This window comes from Psychrobacillus sp. BL-248-WT-3 (assembly GCF_012843435.1).
GTDB lineage: Bacteria > Bacillota > Bacilli > Bacillales_A > Planococcaceae > Psychrobacillus.
Map to the genome: position 1 here is coordinate 1 of NZ_JABAFC010000054.1, position 16,018 is coordinate 16,018.

General features: G+C 39.0%; 15 protein-coding genes, 1 tRNA gene, 1 other RNA gene and 1 other annotated feature. Of the genes, 3 read left to right on the top strand and 14 right to left on the bottom strand.

Annotated elements, in window-relative coordinates:
• Positions 1-167: 167 nt before the first annotated feature.
• From HF876_RS17510 to ffs, 6 genes are all read right to left on the bottom strand, one after another.
• Positions 168-425 carry a pro-sigmaK processing inhibitor BofA family protein gene (locus HF876_RS17510; protein ID WP_169361345.1) on the bottom strand — a complete coding sequence of 86 codons (258 nt, stop codon included), beginning with the start codon at positions 423-425 and terminating at the stop codon, positions 168-170.
• Between the two features lie 59 nt (positions 426-484).
• Positions 485-697 (bottom strand): YaaL family protein, encoded by a 213-nt coding sequence (locus HF876_RS17515; protein WP_169361346.1) that lies wholly within the window; start codon positions 695-697, stop codon positions 485-487.
• Positions 698-713: 16 nt separating this feature from the next.
• Complete coding sequence (gene recR / locus HF876_RS17520; protein WP_169361347.1) at positions 714-1,310, bottom strand: recombination mediator RecR; 597 nt, start codon at positions 1,308-1,310, stop codon at positions 714-716.
• 11 nt (positions 1,311-1,321) lie between these two features.
• Positions 1,322-1,642: a YbaB/EbfC family nucleoid-associated protein gene (locus HF876_RS17525; RefSeq protein ID WP_169361348.1), complete on the bottom strand. Its 321-nt coding sequence runs from the start codon at positions 1,640-1,642 to the stop codon at positions 1,322-1,324.
• Positions 1,643-1,656: 14 nt separating this feature from the next.
• Positions 1,657-3,408 (bottom strand): DNA polymerase III subunit gamma/tau, encoded by a 1,752-nt coding sequence (gene dnaX / locus HF876_RS17530; RefSeq protein ID WP_169361349.1) that lies wholly within the window; start codon positions 3,406-3,408, stop codon positions 1,657-1,659.
• Between the two features lie 146 nt (positions 3,409-3,554).
• Positions 3,555-3,821, bottom strand: an RNA gene (gene ffs / locus HF876_RS17535) — signal recognition particle sRNA large type.
• Between the two features lie 148 nt (positions 3,822-3,969).
• On the opposite strand from ffs, the gene HF876_RS17540 reads away from it, so the two are divergent.
• Positions 3,970-4,062 (top strand) — tRNA-Ser (locus HF876_RS17540).
• Between the two features lie 288 nt (positions 4,063-4,350).
• On the opposite strand, the gene HF876_RS17545 is transcribed toward HF876_RS17540, so the two are convergent.
• From HF876_RS17545 to HF876_RS17555, 3 genes are all read right to left on the bottom strand, one after another.
• On the bottom strand, positions 4,351-5,025 hold the full coding sequence (locus HF876_RS17545; RefSeq protein WP_169361350.1) for a deoxynucleoside kinase: 675 nt from the start codon (positions 5,023-5,025) through the stop codon (positions 4,351-4,353).
• A gap of 1 nt (position 5,026) precedes the next feature.
• Positions 5,027-5,659, bottom strand: coding sequence for a deoxynucleoside kinase (locus tag HF876_RS17550; protein ID WP_169361351.1), 633 nt, complete (start codon positions 5,657-5,659; stop codon positions 5,027-5,029).
• A 105-nt stretch (positions 5,660-5,764) separates the two neighbouring features.
• Positions 5,765-6,901: a glycosyl hydrolase family 18 protein gene (locus tag HF876_RS17555; protein WP_169361352.1), complete on the bottom strand. Its 1,137-nt coding sequence runs from the start codon at positions 6,899-6,901 to the stop codon at positions 5,765-5,767.
• A gap of 76 nt (positions 6,902-6,977) precedes the next feature.
• Between HF876_RS17555 and tadA the strand changes: the two genes are divergently transcribed.
• Positions 6,978-7,454: a tRNA adenosine(34) deaminase TadA gene (gene tadA, locus HF876_RS17560; protein ID WP_169361353.1), complete on the top strand. Its 477-nt coding sequence runs from the start codon at positions 6,978-6,980 to the stop codon at positions 7,452-7,454.
• Positions 7,455-7,794: 340 nt separating this feature from the next.
• On the opposite strand, the gene serS is transcribed toward tadA, so the two are convergent.
• From serS to pdxS, 3 genes are all read right to left on the bottom strand, one after another.
• A complete protein-coding gene (serS, locus tag HF876_RS17565) occupies positions 7,795-9,069 on the bottom strand; it encodes a serine--tRNA ligase (protein ID WP_169361354.1) in 1,275 nt (424 codons plus the stop codon).
• Positions 9,070-9,151: 82 nt separating this feature from the next.
• Positions 9,152-9,363: a binding site (T-box leader), on the bottom strand.
• 24 nt (positions 9,364-9,387) lie between these two features.
• Complete coding sequence (gene pdxT, locus HF876_RS17570; RefSeq protein ID WP_169361355.1) at positions 9,388-9,981, bottom strand: pyridoxal 5'-phosphate synthase glutaminase subunit PdxT; 594 nt, start codon at positions 9,979-9,981, stop codon at positions 9,388-9,390.
• 1 nt (position 9,982) lies between these two features.
• Entirely contained in the window at positions 9,983-10,873 is an 891-nt protein-coding gene (gene pdxS, locus HF876_RS17575) for a pyridoxal 5'-phosphate synthase lyase subunit PdxS (protein ID WP_169361356.1), read from the bottom strand.
• Positions 10,874-10,924: 51 nt separating this feature from the next.
• Here pdxS and pdxR point away from each other — a divergent pair, with 51 nt between their 5' ends.
• Positions 10,925-12,379, top strand: a complete 1,455-nt coding sequence (gene pdxR / locus HF876_RS17580) for a MocR-like pyridoxine biosynthesis transcription factor PdxR (RefSeq protein ID WP_342567334.1) — start codon at positions 10,925-10,927, stop codon at positions 12,377-12,379.
• 90 nt (positions 12,380-12,469) lie between these two features.
• Here pdxR and HF876_RS17585 read toward each other — a convergent pair whose 3' ends face one another.
• Positions 12,470-13,780, bottom strand: coding sequence for a serine hydrolase (locus HF876_RS17585; RefSeq protein WP_481900295.1), 1,311 nt, complete (start codon positions 13,778-13,780; stop codon positions 12,470-12,472).
• Positions 13,781-13,937: 157 nt separating this feature from the next.
• Positions 13,938-15,404, bottom strand: a complete 1,467-nt coding sequence (gene guaB, locus HF876_RS17590; protein ID WP_169361358.1) for an IMP dehydrogenase — start codon at positions 15,402-15,404, stop codon at positions 13,938-13,940.
• Between the last annotated feature and the right edge of the window lie 614 nt (positions 15,405-16,018).

The following is a 16,018-nucleotide window of genomic DNA, read 5'->3' on the forward strand; positions in this document are numbered from 1 at the left end:
GCGTCAATCAAGCCGAAGCTTGTTGATGCTGTATGTCTTAACGTTTTGCATGTTCAGTTTTCAATGTTCATTGTGTCAGCCAAACTTGTTTACCTCTTGGCGACTTCTACTATATTACACTCGTTTTAAACTTACGTCAACACTTTTTAAAAACTTTTTTTTTTTTTTTATATTAGTATAGAAATAGCTACTACTGACGCTACTCCTGGAACTCCTAATACTGCTACTACTGCGCCTGTAAAGAGATTGATCGGGACCGCGTATCCTGCCGTTCCAAGTAATAAATGAACTCCGAATAACAGTAAGATAGAAAACCCTAAACGAAATAACAAGATAGAAATACTCTCAAATAAATTAGAAGACGAACTCTTGAATACTAAAAACAGTAATAATACTAGCGAACACACAATAATGGTTAACTTCATGTAATTATCCCTCCATAAAATCAATATCCTTATTATATGAAGCTAGTACTATTAATATTCTATTTTATAATTACATTTCGAATCTTTGCCTCTTTATATAGATAGAAGTGTATACTCTCTGCCATTTTCCTTTTAGCAACTGCATCTAAATCATAGTCATTCAAGTAATCTTCAATTCGTTGAGCTTGTTGCCAATCTTCTTTGGTAGCTTTAATAAGCTCTACAAACCGTTCATCAAATTCTTTTTTCAGTTTCCCCTTTTTAAAAAACATCCAGCTCTACATCTCCTTATAGCTCCCTGCGTCCTTCTAATGCTTTAGAAAGAGTAACCTCATCTGCATACTCTAAATCTCCACCTACAGGCAAACCATGGGCAATCCTCGTAGTCTTAATGCCTGAAGGCTTTACTAGACGAGAAATATACATCGCGGTTGCTTCTCCTTCTATAGTAGGGTTTGTTGCTAAAATCAGTTCTTCTACTTGGTCATTCTGTAATCTTTTTAAAAGGGTTGGTACATTAATATCCTCTGGACCTATTCCATCCATCGGTGAGATAGCCCCATGCAGTACATGGTATAAACCATTGTAATCTCTCATTTTTTCCATTGCAATTACGTCTTTTGTATCTTGTACTACACAGATCATAGATCCATCACGCTGTTTATCCTGACAAATATGGCAAGGATCTATGTCCGTGATATGTCCACAAACCGAACAGTAGCTCAAGTTCCTTTTAGCGTCTACTAGAGCTTTAGCAAAGTCTAGTACTGTATCTTCTTTCATAGTTAACACAAAAAATGCCAGACGGGCCGCTGTTTTGGGCCCGATTCCTGGCAATTTCATAAAGCTTTCAATTAGCTTTGATATCGGTTCAGGATAATGCATGATTTGTCCTCCTAGAACATGCCAGGAAGGTTCAATCCTTTCGTGAATTGACCCATAGTGGCATTAGCTGTTTCTTCCGCTTTTTTCATTGCTTCGTTGGTTGCAATTACGATCAAGTCTTGTAGCATTTCCACATCGTCTGGATCTACAACAGTAGGGTCTAAAGCTACCTCTAGTACTTCTTTTTGTCCTGAAACAGTAACTTTCACCATTCCACCGCCGGCAACTGCTTCAAAACGTTGAGTTGCTAACTCCTCTTGAGCTTCAGCCATTTTCTTTTGCATCTTTTGCATTTGTTTCATCATACCTTGCATATTTCCCATTCCACGCATAATTATTTTCCTCCTTAGTCATCATGTACTTCTACAAAATCTTTGCCGAAAAGCCTCTCAGCTTCCACAATCAATGGATCCTCTGAAATCTCTTCCATTCCTTGTAGTAACTCCATCGCTTCTAATGGTTCTGAAGAAGACGCCGCCTCTGACTCTGTTGAATCTTTCTTTAATCCATTTTGCTGAATAAATTCTTCTCTAATCTTTAACCAACTTTCTTCAGGTACATACACTACCTCATACATCGTTCCAGTAAGATTCGCGATAAGCTGAGGGAAAGAAGTTGAGAATGTTTTATTCTCCATTGCCATTTGACAATGTATATCATACTTAAATTTTAACACAAATGCAGTAGAAGATGCTGCAACTGGCTCTGCATCATTTAATAACGCTGCATGTGACTTTTGTAGCTGTTGTAAGATAGTTGCCCAATGAGATTTAATGGCTTGGATATCTGATTTTGTCGCCATTTTTAAAATTTCTTGAATACGTCCACTAGACACTTTGACTCCTGAGGCTTTTTGTCTTGTTCTCTTGGGTTGTTCCTGCTGAGCCCCTTGACTGTTTCCTGTAGTATAAGTGCCTTGGCTTAATTGCTGCTGAAGTTGTTGTAATTGTCCTTCAAGCAACTGGACTTTATTCTCTAATTCAGTGGTATTAACGTTACCTACGTTTGCATCTTGAGGTACTTGTGCCAACCGTATAATGGCAGTTTCTAAATAGACCTTCGCATGATTAGAAAAACGCATTTCTTGTTGGGTGTTTGTAAGAATCGAGATACTCTTATAAAGGGTTTCTACCGGAAACTTAAAGGCAAGTTCTCTAAAATGCTCATCTCCCGTAGCAATTTCTAACAATTCCGCTTGATCGGGAGCTACCTGTAGTACTAATAAATCTCTATAGAACGTAATAAAATCCTCTGTTAATCTTACAGGATCTTTTCCGTCATCTACGAGCTTTTCAATGCTCCCTAATGCATGGGCAACATCTCTTTCACTCAATGCTTCTGCAAGCTGATAAAATACATCCTGACCTATTGAACCAGTTACAAGTAAAGCATCTTCTATAGTCATTGTTTCGCCACTAAAGGATACCACCTGATCTAACATACTGAGGGCGTCTCGCATCCCTCCTGCTGCAGCCTGGGCAATGATTTTCAAAACATTTACATCGTATTCAATTTGCGCATCTGTCAGCACTTCTATCATTCTAGAAACGATATCAGTCGAGGTAATACGTTTAAAATCGAAACGCTGACATCTAGAAATGATGGTTAATGGTATTTTATGTGGCTCTGTGGTTGCCAGTATAAAGACGGCATGTGCCGGTGGTTCTTCTAATGTTTTTAATAAAGCATTAAAGGCACTGGTAGAAAGCATATGCACTTCATCTATAATATAAACTTTGAAACGAGCATTGGAAGGAGCAAAACGCACCTTTTCAATAATATCTCTTATTTCCTCTACGCGAGAATTAGAAGCAGCATCGAACTCAATTACATCTGTGTTGGAACCCTCTGTAATGCTTTTACAAGTCTCACATTCATTACATGGTTCCTTTGCAGGGCCATTTTCACAGTTCAATGCCTTTGCAAATATCTTTGCGGCACTTGTTTTCCCTGTTCCTCTTGGTCCTGAAAATAGATATGCATGAGTAGTTTTATTATAAAGGAGGGCATTTTGAAGGGTTTGCTTGATATGAGTTTGACCGGACATTTCCGCAAACGACTGAGGTCGATAAGCGCGGTAAAAAGCTTGATACGACAACAAGTTTCCCTCCCTCTTTTGTTTAAGTAAAGTATGGACTAATTATATCATAAAGAGAACTGTACTTCTGCTCCAAACTCTAATATGGACAAATAAAAAAACTCATTCCTCCGAAGATGAATGAGTTTGAATTATATAATTTAAAGCCGTGCACCTTCCTTCGATTGATACACATAGGCGGCACCTTTGTCGTTAACTCAGTCTAGGCAACCCTGCGGCACATGAGAATGCACCACTTAATGCTGCTTCCTTCCGGACCTGACATGGTTCATGGGCTCCCATTGCGCAGGACCCAGACGTCAACATCACGTGCAAATACCAGACCCTACATATAAACAACCTCGAGAAGGGGTTCAGTCTCGCTAGAGCGGATTGCGAGTTACAAGACACCGCTACCTTCCCACCTAGCACGGCAATATTCAGTATAAGCTTTTTTTGTTGAGAAATCAATGGAAATATCCTTTTCCTCTTTTTCTATAACTCTATTCTAAAAAAATACTATATTTTTTTCAAAAATGTTGACTTTGAATTTCATCCATGATAAATTAGTTCTTGTACTTCGGAGGAATACCCAAGTCTGGCTGAAGGGATCGGTCTTGAAAACCGACAGGCGGGTCATACCGCGCGGGGGTTCGAATCCCTCTTCCTCCTCCATTTTTTAACAACACACACGCATAAATTTGAGATTGAATTCGTTGCTTTTGTAACGAATTTTTCTTAGCCATACATGTTCAGAATATTAAGAAGTTGACTTTTTATGGGTCAGCTTCTTTTTTATTTTATGAATTGACTCATAATAATATCCTCCACATACTCACACGGTCCAAGCTTTCCATGTTTAATCTTCCTTTCCTCACACTACCACCAGTTCGAATTCTCCCCTTTTACTAAATATCCTCCTTTGTAACAAAAAAGCTTCCGCAATACATGCGGAAGCTTTCATTATTTACGTAAGGTGATTGTTTGTGTTTGTTCCATAAAATGCCCAATTCTTTCAAGAATTAGCTCGACATCTTCAGGATTTTCTACGATATCATAATCATTAATGTTAAGGCGAAGCACCGGGCAACCATTAAATCCATCAATCCACTTTTCATAACGACCATGCATTTCTTCCCAATAAGCGATTGGCGTCTGCTGCTCCATCGGACGGCCTCTTTCATGAATACGATCGATTACACTGTCCAATGAACCTTCTAAATAAATTAAAAGGTTCGGATGCGGGAAATACGGTGTCATCACCATTGCCTCGAATAGGCTTGTATATGTCTCATGATCGATCGGATCCATCGTTCCCTTTTCCTTGTGCATTTGCGCAAAAATACCTGTATCCTCATAGATAGAACGGTCCTGGATAAACCCTCCACCATATTCGAACATTCTCTTTTGTTCCTTAAATCTCTCTGCTAAGAAGTAAATCTGTAAATGAAAGCTCCATTTAGAGAAATCCTCGTAAAAACGGTCAAGATATGGGTTAGTATCTACTTTTTCAAACGAAGTCTTAAAATGTAATGCGTCAGCAAGCATTTTTGTCATAGTAGATTTCCCAACACCTACAGTTCCTGCAATAGTAATGACAGCATTGGCTGGGATGCCATACTTTTCTCTTAAGTTCATGTTATTTACTCCTTTTAAGTAGTGTAGCACTTACTTTTTCTAAAATTATATTTAAATCCTGGCTGTTCTGTACAAAGTCCATTTCATCACCGTTGAAACGAATAACAGGTACGTCTGGGTGCTTTGCTTCAAAGTCATTTATAAACATTCTATAGTCCGATGAAAGTTGCTCTAGATAGCTTGTACTAATTTTCTTTTCGAACTCTCTCCCACGTAAATCAATACGATTTTCTAGCACGTCTATACTTGCATCTAAATAAATTACCATGTTCGGGATTGGCATATCCTTCGTTAAAATATGATAAATGGACTCGTATTTCTCATACTCGACCTCATTTAGAGAGCGTTTTGCAAAAATAAGATTTTTAAAAATATGATAATCCGCAACAACTGCTGTGTCGTTGGATAAGTATTTTTTTTCAATATCACTTAATTGCTTATAGCGATTACAAAGAAAGAACATTTCAGTTTGAAAGCTCCACTCTGCTATATCTTCATAGAATTTATTTAAAAAGGGGTTTTCGTCTACGATCTCTTTTAACAATTCAAATTGATATGTATTAGCAATTGCTTTGGCCAATGAGGTTTTACCAACACCTATTGGACCCTCTACCGTTATAAATGGAATAGACATATCTCTAACCTCACTCTAAAGTTTCAAGTCGTATCCTCTATTTTAGCATAGGGATATGACGAAAAATAGAGGATATTTGTCTTTCCAGAGAAAGACAAATACCCCCTATTTTTTCTTAATACGAAACATGTCATTTAAAAGATACCAATTCTGTGGAAAATTGAAGCCACTATGCCAGTAGGAGATTCCTAAAAGGTTCAGTTCCTTTAAAAGATTGAACTTAGCCTGAATAGAACGAGCATCCTCGAACCACACTTCATGCTCTTTTCCGTCCCTCCAGTAATTAAAAAAAGGTGCCTGGGCAACTTCATCATATTCTATCGCGGCATTTCGATCGATTGCCAGTTGAACTGCTGCTTGGGCACTAATTGCTCTTGCAAAAGGATTGCCTACTTTGTAAGGTAATGTCCAATCATAGCCGTACAGGTTTTGACCCATCATAACCTTTTGTGAAGGTATTTCACTTATGGCATACTCTAAAACTTTTCTTACCGGACCTATTGGAGACACAGCCATCGGGGGTCCTCCACTATAGCCCCATTCATATGTCATAATGACGACGAAGTCTAGCACCTCACCTAGAGCCTTATAGTCGTGTCCTTCATACCACTTACCAGGCTGGTTAGCACTTGTTTTTGGAGCTAGGCTAGCAGAAAAAATGAAGCTAGGAGCAAAAGCCCGAAACTCTTTTAAGAAAGTTACGTATGCTTCCCGATCATTTGGATCTATATATTCAAAATCAGTATGAATATGATTCGTTCCTCTTCTATTAGCCTCAGCAACTGTCTCTTCAAATACTCTTTGCTTCACTTCCTCATTCGTAAAAATGGTATGAGCTAATGTGTCGCTAAAAGCACCTTCTTCAATATTGACTATTATAACAACTTCTTCCACGTTATTTGCCGCAGCAACTTCTGGCAACCTTCCCCAATCCATTTTAGTCAATGACCCATCTCTTTTAACTTCAAAAGCAAATGGCATCATGTAGGTTAATAGAGAGGCTACATTTTCTACTTGGCTAATAACTGTTTCAGATGGAGCCTCGGTATACCATTCCACATATAAATTGGTTTCAATCATTGGCCGATTTGGACTTGGAGTTGAGGGTAAGACTAATGATTGTCCAACGACCAATACATCCTGGTTCGGCAAGCCATTGATCGAAGCAATAGTAGCCGCACTAGTACCATTCTGTCTTGCAATAGAATATAAGCTATCACCTAACTTAACTGTATAAATCATCGCATCACTCCTTCAAATCAGAATATGCACGTTATCTACAAAACATGCTAAAATACGCGTAAGGAGTTGACTCCAAATGGATCAATATTATATGAATTTAGCAATTGAGGAAGCAAAAAAGGCTGCTGCCATAGGTGAGGTTCCGATCGGAGCAATTATCGTACATAAAAATGAGGTAATTGCGAGTGCCTACAATCTACGAGAAACAACCCAAAATGCAACGACACATGCAGAACTTCTGGCTATTCAAGAGGCATGTGCCAAAATTGGTAGCTGGAGACTCGAAGAAACAACCCTTTATGTAACTTTAGAGCCTTGCCCTATGTGTGCTGGAGCAATATTACAGTCACGTATCCCTCGAGTGGTATATGGTGCAAGAGACATGAAGGCAGGGTGTGTAGATTCTCTGTATTCGCTTTTAAATGACACTCGATTCAACCATGTCTGTGAGGTAACAGAAGGGGTTCTTGCGGAAACCTGTGGTAATTTACTAACGACTTTCTTTCGAGAGCTACGACTAAAGAAAAAGAACCAAAAACGCTTAGAACTCTAGGCGTTTTTGGTTCTTACTTTTATATCATTAAAAGTATCTTATAACGGATCATTTGCCTGTCGGGGCAGACATAGGCGCTTTCGCTTTTCTTTATGGCTAGCTTCTGCACCTTGCCCCTCGGGGTCAAATGAATAAAAGTTCCGGTGGCTGAGGAGCTGCCTCCTCGCTTTTCTCCATTTGCCTGTCGGGGCAGACATAGGCGCTTTCGCTTTTCTTGGTGGCTAGCTTCTGCACCTTGCCCCTCGGGGTCAAATGGATAAAAGCTCCGGTGGCTGAGGAACTGCCTCCTCACTTTTCCCCATTTGCCTGTCGGGGCAGACATAGGCGCTTTCGCTTTTCTTTATTTAATAATTGTTTTTCCGCCCATATATGGTTGTAGGACCTCTGGGATTTTAACTGAACCGTCTGGTTGCTGATAATTTTCTAGGATGGCAGCTACTGTGCGTCCGATTGCTAGTCCACTACCGTTTAATGTGTGTACAAACTCAGGCTTAGCACCCGGTTCTCTTCTAAAACGGATTCCAGCACGACGAGCTTGGAAGTCCTCGAAGTTACTGCATGAAGAAATTTCTTTATATTCGCCATAGCTTGGTAACCATACTTCAATATCATACTTCTTCGCTGCAGTGAATCCAAGATCTGCTGTGCACATACGTAGCACACGATATGGAAGTCCTAAAAGCTGAAGAACCTTTTCTGCATGTCCTGTTAGAAGGTCCAATTGCTCGTAAGAATCCTCTGGTTTAACAAAACGTACCAGCTCAACTTTATTAAATTGATGCTGACGGATTAGTCCGCGTGTATCTCTACCTGCAGAACCAGCCTCTGAACGGAAACAAGCACTAAAAGCAGTAAAGGCTTGTGGAAGATCAGCTCCATCTAAAATTTCATCCCGGTAGAAGTTAGTTACTGGCACCTCAGCCGTTGGGATTAAGAAATAATCCTCCTCGTTAACTAAGAAAGCATCCTCTTCAAACTTTGGAAGCTGTCCAGTACCTGTTAGGCTCATACGGTTTGCCATATATGGTGGTAGCATTTCTTCATAGCCATGCTCTTCTGAATGAAGGTCCATCATGAAATTCCATAGCGCGCGCTCTAATCTTGCCCCTAAACCACGGTAAAAAGCAAAACGGCTTCCAGTTACTTTTGCAGCTCGTTCAAAGTCCACAATTTTTAAATCTGTGGCGATATCCCAATGAGCCTTTGTATCAAAGTTAAACGCAGGGACCTCTCCCCATTTACGAATTTCAACATTATCATCCTCAGAATCGCCAATTGGAACGTCATCATGTGGAATATTTGGAATGCGCATCATCATATATTCAAATTTTTCTTCTACCTGGCGTAGTTCTTCATCTAATGCTTTAATCTCATCGCCTACTTCACGCATGCGAGCGATTACATCATCAGCATTCTCTTTATTTCGTTTCATTTGTGAGATTTTTTGAGAAACCTCGTTTCTTTCTGCCTTTAGTACTTCTGTTTTTGCTATTAATTCTCTACGCTTTTGGTCTAAAGGAAGAAATTGATCGAACTCGGAGATATCTTCTCCACGCTTCGCAAGTTTAGCTTTCACTTCTTCATAATTATCACGTACAAATTTTACATCTAACATATGATTTCCTCCTCTTGATATTTTTGGCCTATTAACCAGATTTAAATTCATAAAAAACGACAAAAAAGCCCCCATCCCTTATAAAAGGGACGAGAGCTACCCGCGTTGCCACCCTGATTGATCTGACATCTCAGATCCACTTGTCTAATAACGGCTTTTCAACCGGCCACAGCTTACCTATTTTTCAGCTGCGCAACTCAAAGGACGGATTCACAAGCGCTTTTATCAGCTCCCACCAGCCGCTGACTCTCTAAAAAAAACTTACTTGCTACTACTTCCTATCATCGTTTTTTAAATCATGAAATTAACCATACTTTACTATAGGTTGACCGGTTTGGCAAGCGATTCCTGAACCATTTGTATAAAATAGGCAGTTATACGATGATCATTTGTTAATTCGGGATGAAAGGAGCATCCCAATATATGATTCTGTCTTGCCATTACGATGCGTTCTTCGTGGGTAGCAAGAATATCTACACTTTTATCTACTTCCACAATATGTGGAGCCCTTATAAAAATAGCAGGAAAATCTGCTGCTATCCCTTGAATATCTAAATTAGTTTCAAAGCTATCCACCTGACGACCGAAGGAATTTCTTGCGACAGTTGCTTGTAGCACACCAATATGATGTGTATCCTGACCTTGAATTTGCTTTGCTAATAATATAAGACCAGCACAAGTACCAAACATAGGCTTGCCTGACTCTGCAAACTGCTTTAAACAACCTAGTAAATCAAACCGGTCTATAAGCTTGCGCATTGCGGTACTTTCTCCACCAGGTAGGATTAAACCATCTATTTCTTTCAAGTCCTCTTTTGTTTTAACCTTTACTGCCTTTGCCCCGCATTCCTCCACTGAACGGATATGTTCCGTAACGGCACCTTGGAGAGCAAGCACTCCTATTTTCACCATTTTACCACCCTCGATCTTGCATACGCTCAGCAGTGGATAAACGAGAAATTTCTATTCCCTTCATAGGGATTCCTAAATCCTTTGAAATCTCCACTAATAATTTATAATCTTGATAATGAGTAGTTGCCTCTACAATAGCGCGAGCAAATTTCTCTGGATTATCGGATTTAAATATACCTGAACCGACAAATACTCCGTCTGCTCCTAACTCCATCATTAGTGCAGCATCTGCTGGAGTTGCAACTCCTCCTGCTGCGAAATTTACTACTGGCAATTTTCCTTTGTGCTTAATTTGCAATAAAATTTCATACGGTGCTCCAAGAATTTTTGCCTCTGTCATTAATTCATCCTCATCCATATGCACAATCTTTCTCACTTGGGCATTTACCTTACGCAAATGACGAACTGCTTCTACAATATTCCCTGTCCCAGGCTCTCCTTTTGTGCGAAGCATGGATGCACCTTCTCCTATGCGTCGAGCAGCCTCTCCTAAGTCCTTACATCCACAAACAAAAGGAACAGTAAACTCACTTTTTCGAAGGTGATACTCCTCATCCGCTGGAGTCAGTACTTCTGATTCATCAATATAATCCACACCCATTGCTTCTAGCATTCTGGCTTCCGTGATGTGTCCGATACGCGCTTTAGCCATGACTGGAATCGTTACAGCACTCATTACCTCTTCCATTATGCGAGGATCGGCCATACGAGCCACTCCTCCCGCAGCACGAATATCAGAAGGCACACGTTCTAATGCCATAACTGCCACGGCTCCTGCTGCCTCTGCAATACGAGCCTGCTCCGCATTAATAACATCCATTATAACTCCACCCTTTTGCATCTCAGCCATACCTCTTTTTACTAACTCTGTTCCTGTCATATGTAAATTCATCCTATATACCTCCTAATTGTTATAAAATTTAGTATAATGGTAATTGACCATATGAAAAGTGCCAGAAACAATAAAATGAACGTGGTCAGATTGGATGATACAATGGATTTTCTCATGCTCCCTTTAGAAAAAAACACAAATCTACCATTATATGAACAATTATATAAATTTTTAAAAAATGCCATTGTGCAAGGTCATATTAAGGAAGGAGAAAAGCTTCCATCTAAAAGAAAACTAGCTGAATACCTTGATCTAAGTCAAACAACGATCGAGCTTTCGTATAGTCAGCTTGTCGCAGAAGGATATATTAATTCGGAGCCAAGAAAAGGGTATTTTGTCCAAAACATAGAAGAGCTAGCTCTGATTGAAAAGGAAGATACTCCTATTGGAAAAGAAGAGAAAGCTACTTCCTTCCATATAGACTTCTCACCGGGAAAGATAGATGAAGATTCTTTTCCTTTTACTCTTTGGAGAAAATACGCAAAAGAATTAGCCCATGAAGACCATAAAGATCTATTGCAGCTAGGACATCCTCAGGGAGACTATATACTAAGACAACAAATATCGTCCTATCTTTATCAATCCCGTGGTGTAAAAAGCAGACCAGAGCAAATTATTTTAGGATCAGGTACAGAACAACTCATGCCACTTCTCGTTCGTCTTCTTGGTGACAAAGCCGTTTATGGTTACGAAAATCCTGGGTATCCATTATCCCATCATCTTTTTTTAGAGAATGAGGAAAAGTCTGTTGCTGTTCCAGTAGACGAGGAAGGGTTAGTGGTGGAGGAGCTGGAGAAAACTAATACAACGGTTATGTATGTTACACCATCTCATCAATTTCCAACTGGTTCTGTTATGTCAGCCTCACGCAGAAGTCAACTGCTAGCATGGGCTTATCAGGAAGAGAAACGATATATTATTGAAGATGATTATGACAGTGAGTTTAGATATACAGGAAAACCAATACCTTCTTTACAAGGTATGGATCAAAACGACCGTGTAATTTATTTAAGCACATTTTCGAAGTCTCTCATGCCCTCCTTAAGGATTGCCTACGCTATCCTTCCAAACACGCTTATAAAGCAATATAAGGACAAATACTATTATTATTCTGCTACTGTACCACGCATGGATCAGCATATACTTGCGAAATTTATGGAGGACGGTCACTTTGCAAAGCACTTAAATAAAATGCGTAAAATTTATAAAAGAAAGCTGGAAATAGTCACGAAGACACTTTCAGAGTACGAGCCTATTGTTAATCTTTCAGGGGAACAGGCAGGAATGCATCTTCTATTAACCATCCAGACAGATAGGAAGGAAGAGGAGCTTGTTTCTCTTGCCCAACAAGCTAACATTCAAATCTATGGTTTGCATAAGTATATAACCTCTCCCATTGACGAAACTGTTCCAAGGTTAGTTTTAGGTTTTGGTGGATTAGATTTTACGAATCTTTCGTCCTCCATACATGAACTTATGCGGGCAATCAAAATAGAGAAATCATAATATCCCTTGCAAGCAAAAAGCACTGAAACTCATATAGAGTTTCAGTGCTTTTTATAGAAGATGTACAACCTTATCTGCAATGCCTAAGTGTTAAAATAAGCCGCCAACAAAATCAGTTGTACTATCCCATAATCCGCTAAAGAATTTACCGATGCCTTGTAGCATTAAACTGAACCAACCTGCTTTTTTTACAGCTTCTGTTGTTACTACATCAACACTTCCTTGATCGCCAGTAATGTACCCATAGTCAGTACCTTCAGATTTTTCAAGATGGACTTTTCCTACTACTGTATCCTTCTTGACTTCTGCTTCTAGCTTGTCTTCTAATGGAGTGAAAACAGGCTTGTACAGATCTTTATCACTGGATTTGATCAGCATAGAGATAGGTTCTTTCACTGCAATTGCAACCGTATCTTCTTTTCCTTTATTTACTTTTAAATTTTTATGGCCAGGAATTTTATATCCTTCTGGTATTAGCTCTACTTTAGTAAACTGGGCAAAACCAAAATCAAATAACGCTCTAGTTGCGTCAAATCTAGCTTCATAACTTCCTTTTCCGTTAGCATCTACTGCTTTCATGACTACAGCGATTACTCTCATACCGTTTCTTTCAGCAGTTCCGGTAAAGGAATGTCCTGCAAAATCTGTTGTTCCTGTTTTCAAACCATCTACGCCTTCATACTCGTAAACTAGTCCTGGTAGCATCCAGTTCCAGTTACTCATTTTGATAGCATCCGATGTGCCCTCGCGAAAAATTTTATGAGGAATCTTTGTTGTCTCTAACACTTCTGGATAGTCTTTCATCAGAAGATAAGCTAATTTTGCCACCGAGCTAGCAGGCATGACATTTTCATCTGTTTCTCCTGTGCTTGCCGGATGCATCCCTTGTAAATCTGCGTTGTTTAAGCCTGTTGAATTTACAAATTTATAGTTTTCTAAGCCCATTTCTGCAGCTTTTTCATTCATTAACTTCACAAAGTTTTCTTCAGTTCCAGCAATTGTTTCAGCTATTGCAATAGTTGCTGCATTGGCTGAATAGATTGCCATTGCTTCGTATAATTCACGAATTGAATAAGTACCATCCTCGCGTAGAGGCACGTTACTTAGACGACGATCTTGAGAAATTTTATATGTATATTCATTTACTGAATATTGTTGTTCCCATGAAATTTTACCTTCTTCTATTGCTTCAAAAAGAAGATATTCGGTCATCATTTTTGTCATACTTGCAATTCCTAAAGCTGCATCTGCATTTTGCTCATAAAGAATTTTTCCAGAATCAGCATCTACTAAGATCGCTGCATCAACATTTAAATTTAAACTTTCCTCTGCTTTTGTGTTAGTTGGCATTCCACCTACTAAAGACACAAGCAACATCGGAAGTACTAGCCACTTTACCATTGTTGTTTTCCAATATTTCTTCACTACTGTACCTCCACTTTTTCTATTATCAATGCTCATTTTATCATACTTTTTGAACTAGGTGCATAACACTTTAAAAAAGCACCCATTCGGCCTATATATAGACGTGTAATGGGTGCGAAAGTTTCTACTTATTTTAAGAGATAGAGTAGTTTGGTGCTTCTTTTGTTATTTGTACATCATGTGGGTGACTTTCTCGTAGACCGGCACCAGTCATGCGAATAAATTGTGCATTTTCTCGTAGGTCTTCTAAAGTGCCTGTACCACAATACCCCATACCTGCTCGAACTCCACCAAGAAGCTGATGAATTGTATCAGAAAGTGGACCTTTGTATGGTAGACGTCCTTCAATACCTTCTGGAACTAATTTCTTTGCATCCTCTTGGAAATAGCGATCCTTAGATCCTTTTTCCATAGCAGCAATAGAACCCATTCCTCGGTATACTTTAAAACGTCTTCCTTGGAAGATTTCAGTTTCTCCTGGGCTTTCGGTAGTTCCAGCCAGTAGACTACCTAACATAACTACATGTCCTCCGGCAGCCAAAGCCTTTACAATATCGCCAGAGAATTTAATACCACCATCAGCAATAATCGTTTTACCTGCCTTGCGAGCTTCAGAAGCACAATCATAAATAGCAGTAATTTGTGGTACACCAACACCTGCTACTACACGAGTAGTACAAATAGATCCTGGACCGATACCAACTTTCACTACATCTGCTCCAGCTTCGTATAAAGCCTTAGTAGCAGCACCAGTTGCGACATTTCCAGCAATAATATCTAAATCTGGATAGGTTGCTCTTATTTCCTTCACTACATCTATTACGCCCTTAGAATGCCCATGAGCTGTATCGATAACAATTACATCTACCTGTGCAGCTACTAACTTTTGCACGCGAATCATTGTATCACTTGTAACACCTACTGCAGCTCCAACTAACAAACGGCCGTGTTGATCCTTAGCAGCGTTAGGAAACTCAATTACTTTTTCAATATCTTTAATAGTAATTAAACCTTTTAAGATTCCGTTATCATCTACAATTGGTAATTTTTCTATTTTGTATTGTTGAAGAATTTTTTCAGCTTGTTCTAATGTAGTACCAACTGCAGCAGTCACTAACTGTTCTTTAGTCATCACTTCATTAATTGGTAAAGAATAGTCTTGAATGAATCGTAGGTCACGATTCGTAATTATTCCGACTAGCTTTAGTTCTTCTTCATTATTTACTATAGGAACGCCAGAGATGCGGTATTTCCCCATTAAATGCTCTGCATCATAAACTTGATGAGTCGGTGTTAGATAAAAAGGATCTGTGATAACGCCATTCTCTGAACGTTTAACTGTTTCCACTTGTTCTGCTTGTTCCTCAATGCTCATGTTTTTATGAATAATTCCTAATCCACCTTGGCGTGCCATAGCAATAGCCATTTTCGCCTCTGTAACAGTATCCATACCAGCACTGATCACCGGAATATTTAATTTGATTTTTGATGTTAAGTGTACTGATAAATTAATATCCTTTGGTAAAACTTCTGATTGAGCTGGAACTAATAAAACATCGTCGAATGTTAAACCTTCTTTTTGAAATTTCGATTCCCACATTACGCTGACTTCCTCCTCTATAATTAAATATTATTACAAGGTTATCAGCGGGCACATAGACTGTCAAGAATCGATAAATAATATATATATTCCGACTTTTCTTTCAATTATTTTATTACTTTGTCTATTAAAAGATTAAAAACTATTAAGTTGAAACTAGGTTTGAGTCCATAATTCCTATTTTAATAGATAAATGTATAAACGCTCTCTAAGAGTATTATCAATATTTATATGCGTTTAATAAGTCCGCTCTGGCAGACACTTCCTGTGGAGTGAGCATTAGCCTGCGCAGGTGTGATGTATATCTGTCTCGCTATCCCTACTTGTGTCACTGCCTGTTACTACAGATTTTACTGGTAGATTACTATATATCAATAATTTTTACCTATGTAATATTCTTATGAAAATTTATTTAAAACTAGAAAATTGCAAAGAGATTCAAAGCTATTCTCACATACGTGGATAGGGAGAGTGATAGCTTTCGGCTTTTTTTTTTCATTTTAAACAAAACAAAAAGCCGCCACCGATTACTCGGTGACGACTTTCTTTGGTGCCCAGCGACGTCCTACTCTTGCAGGGGCGACCCTCCAACTACCATCGGCGGCTGCGAAACC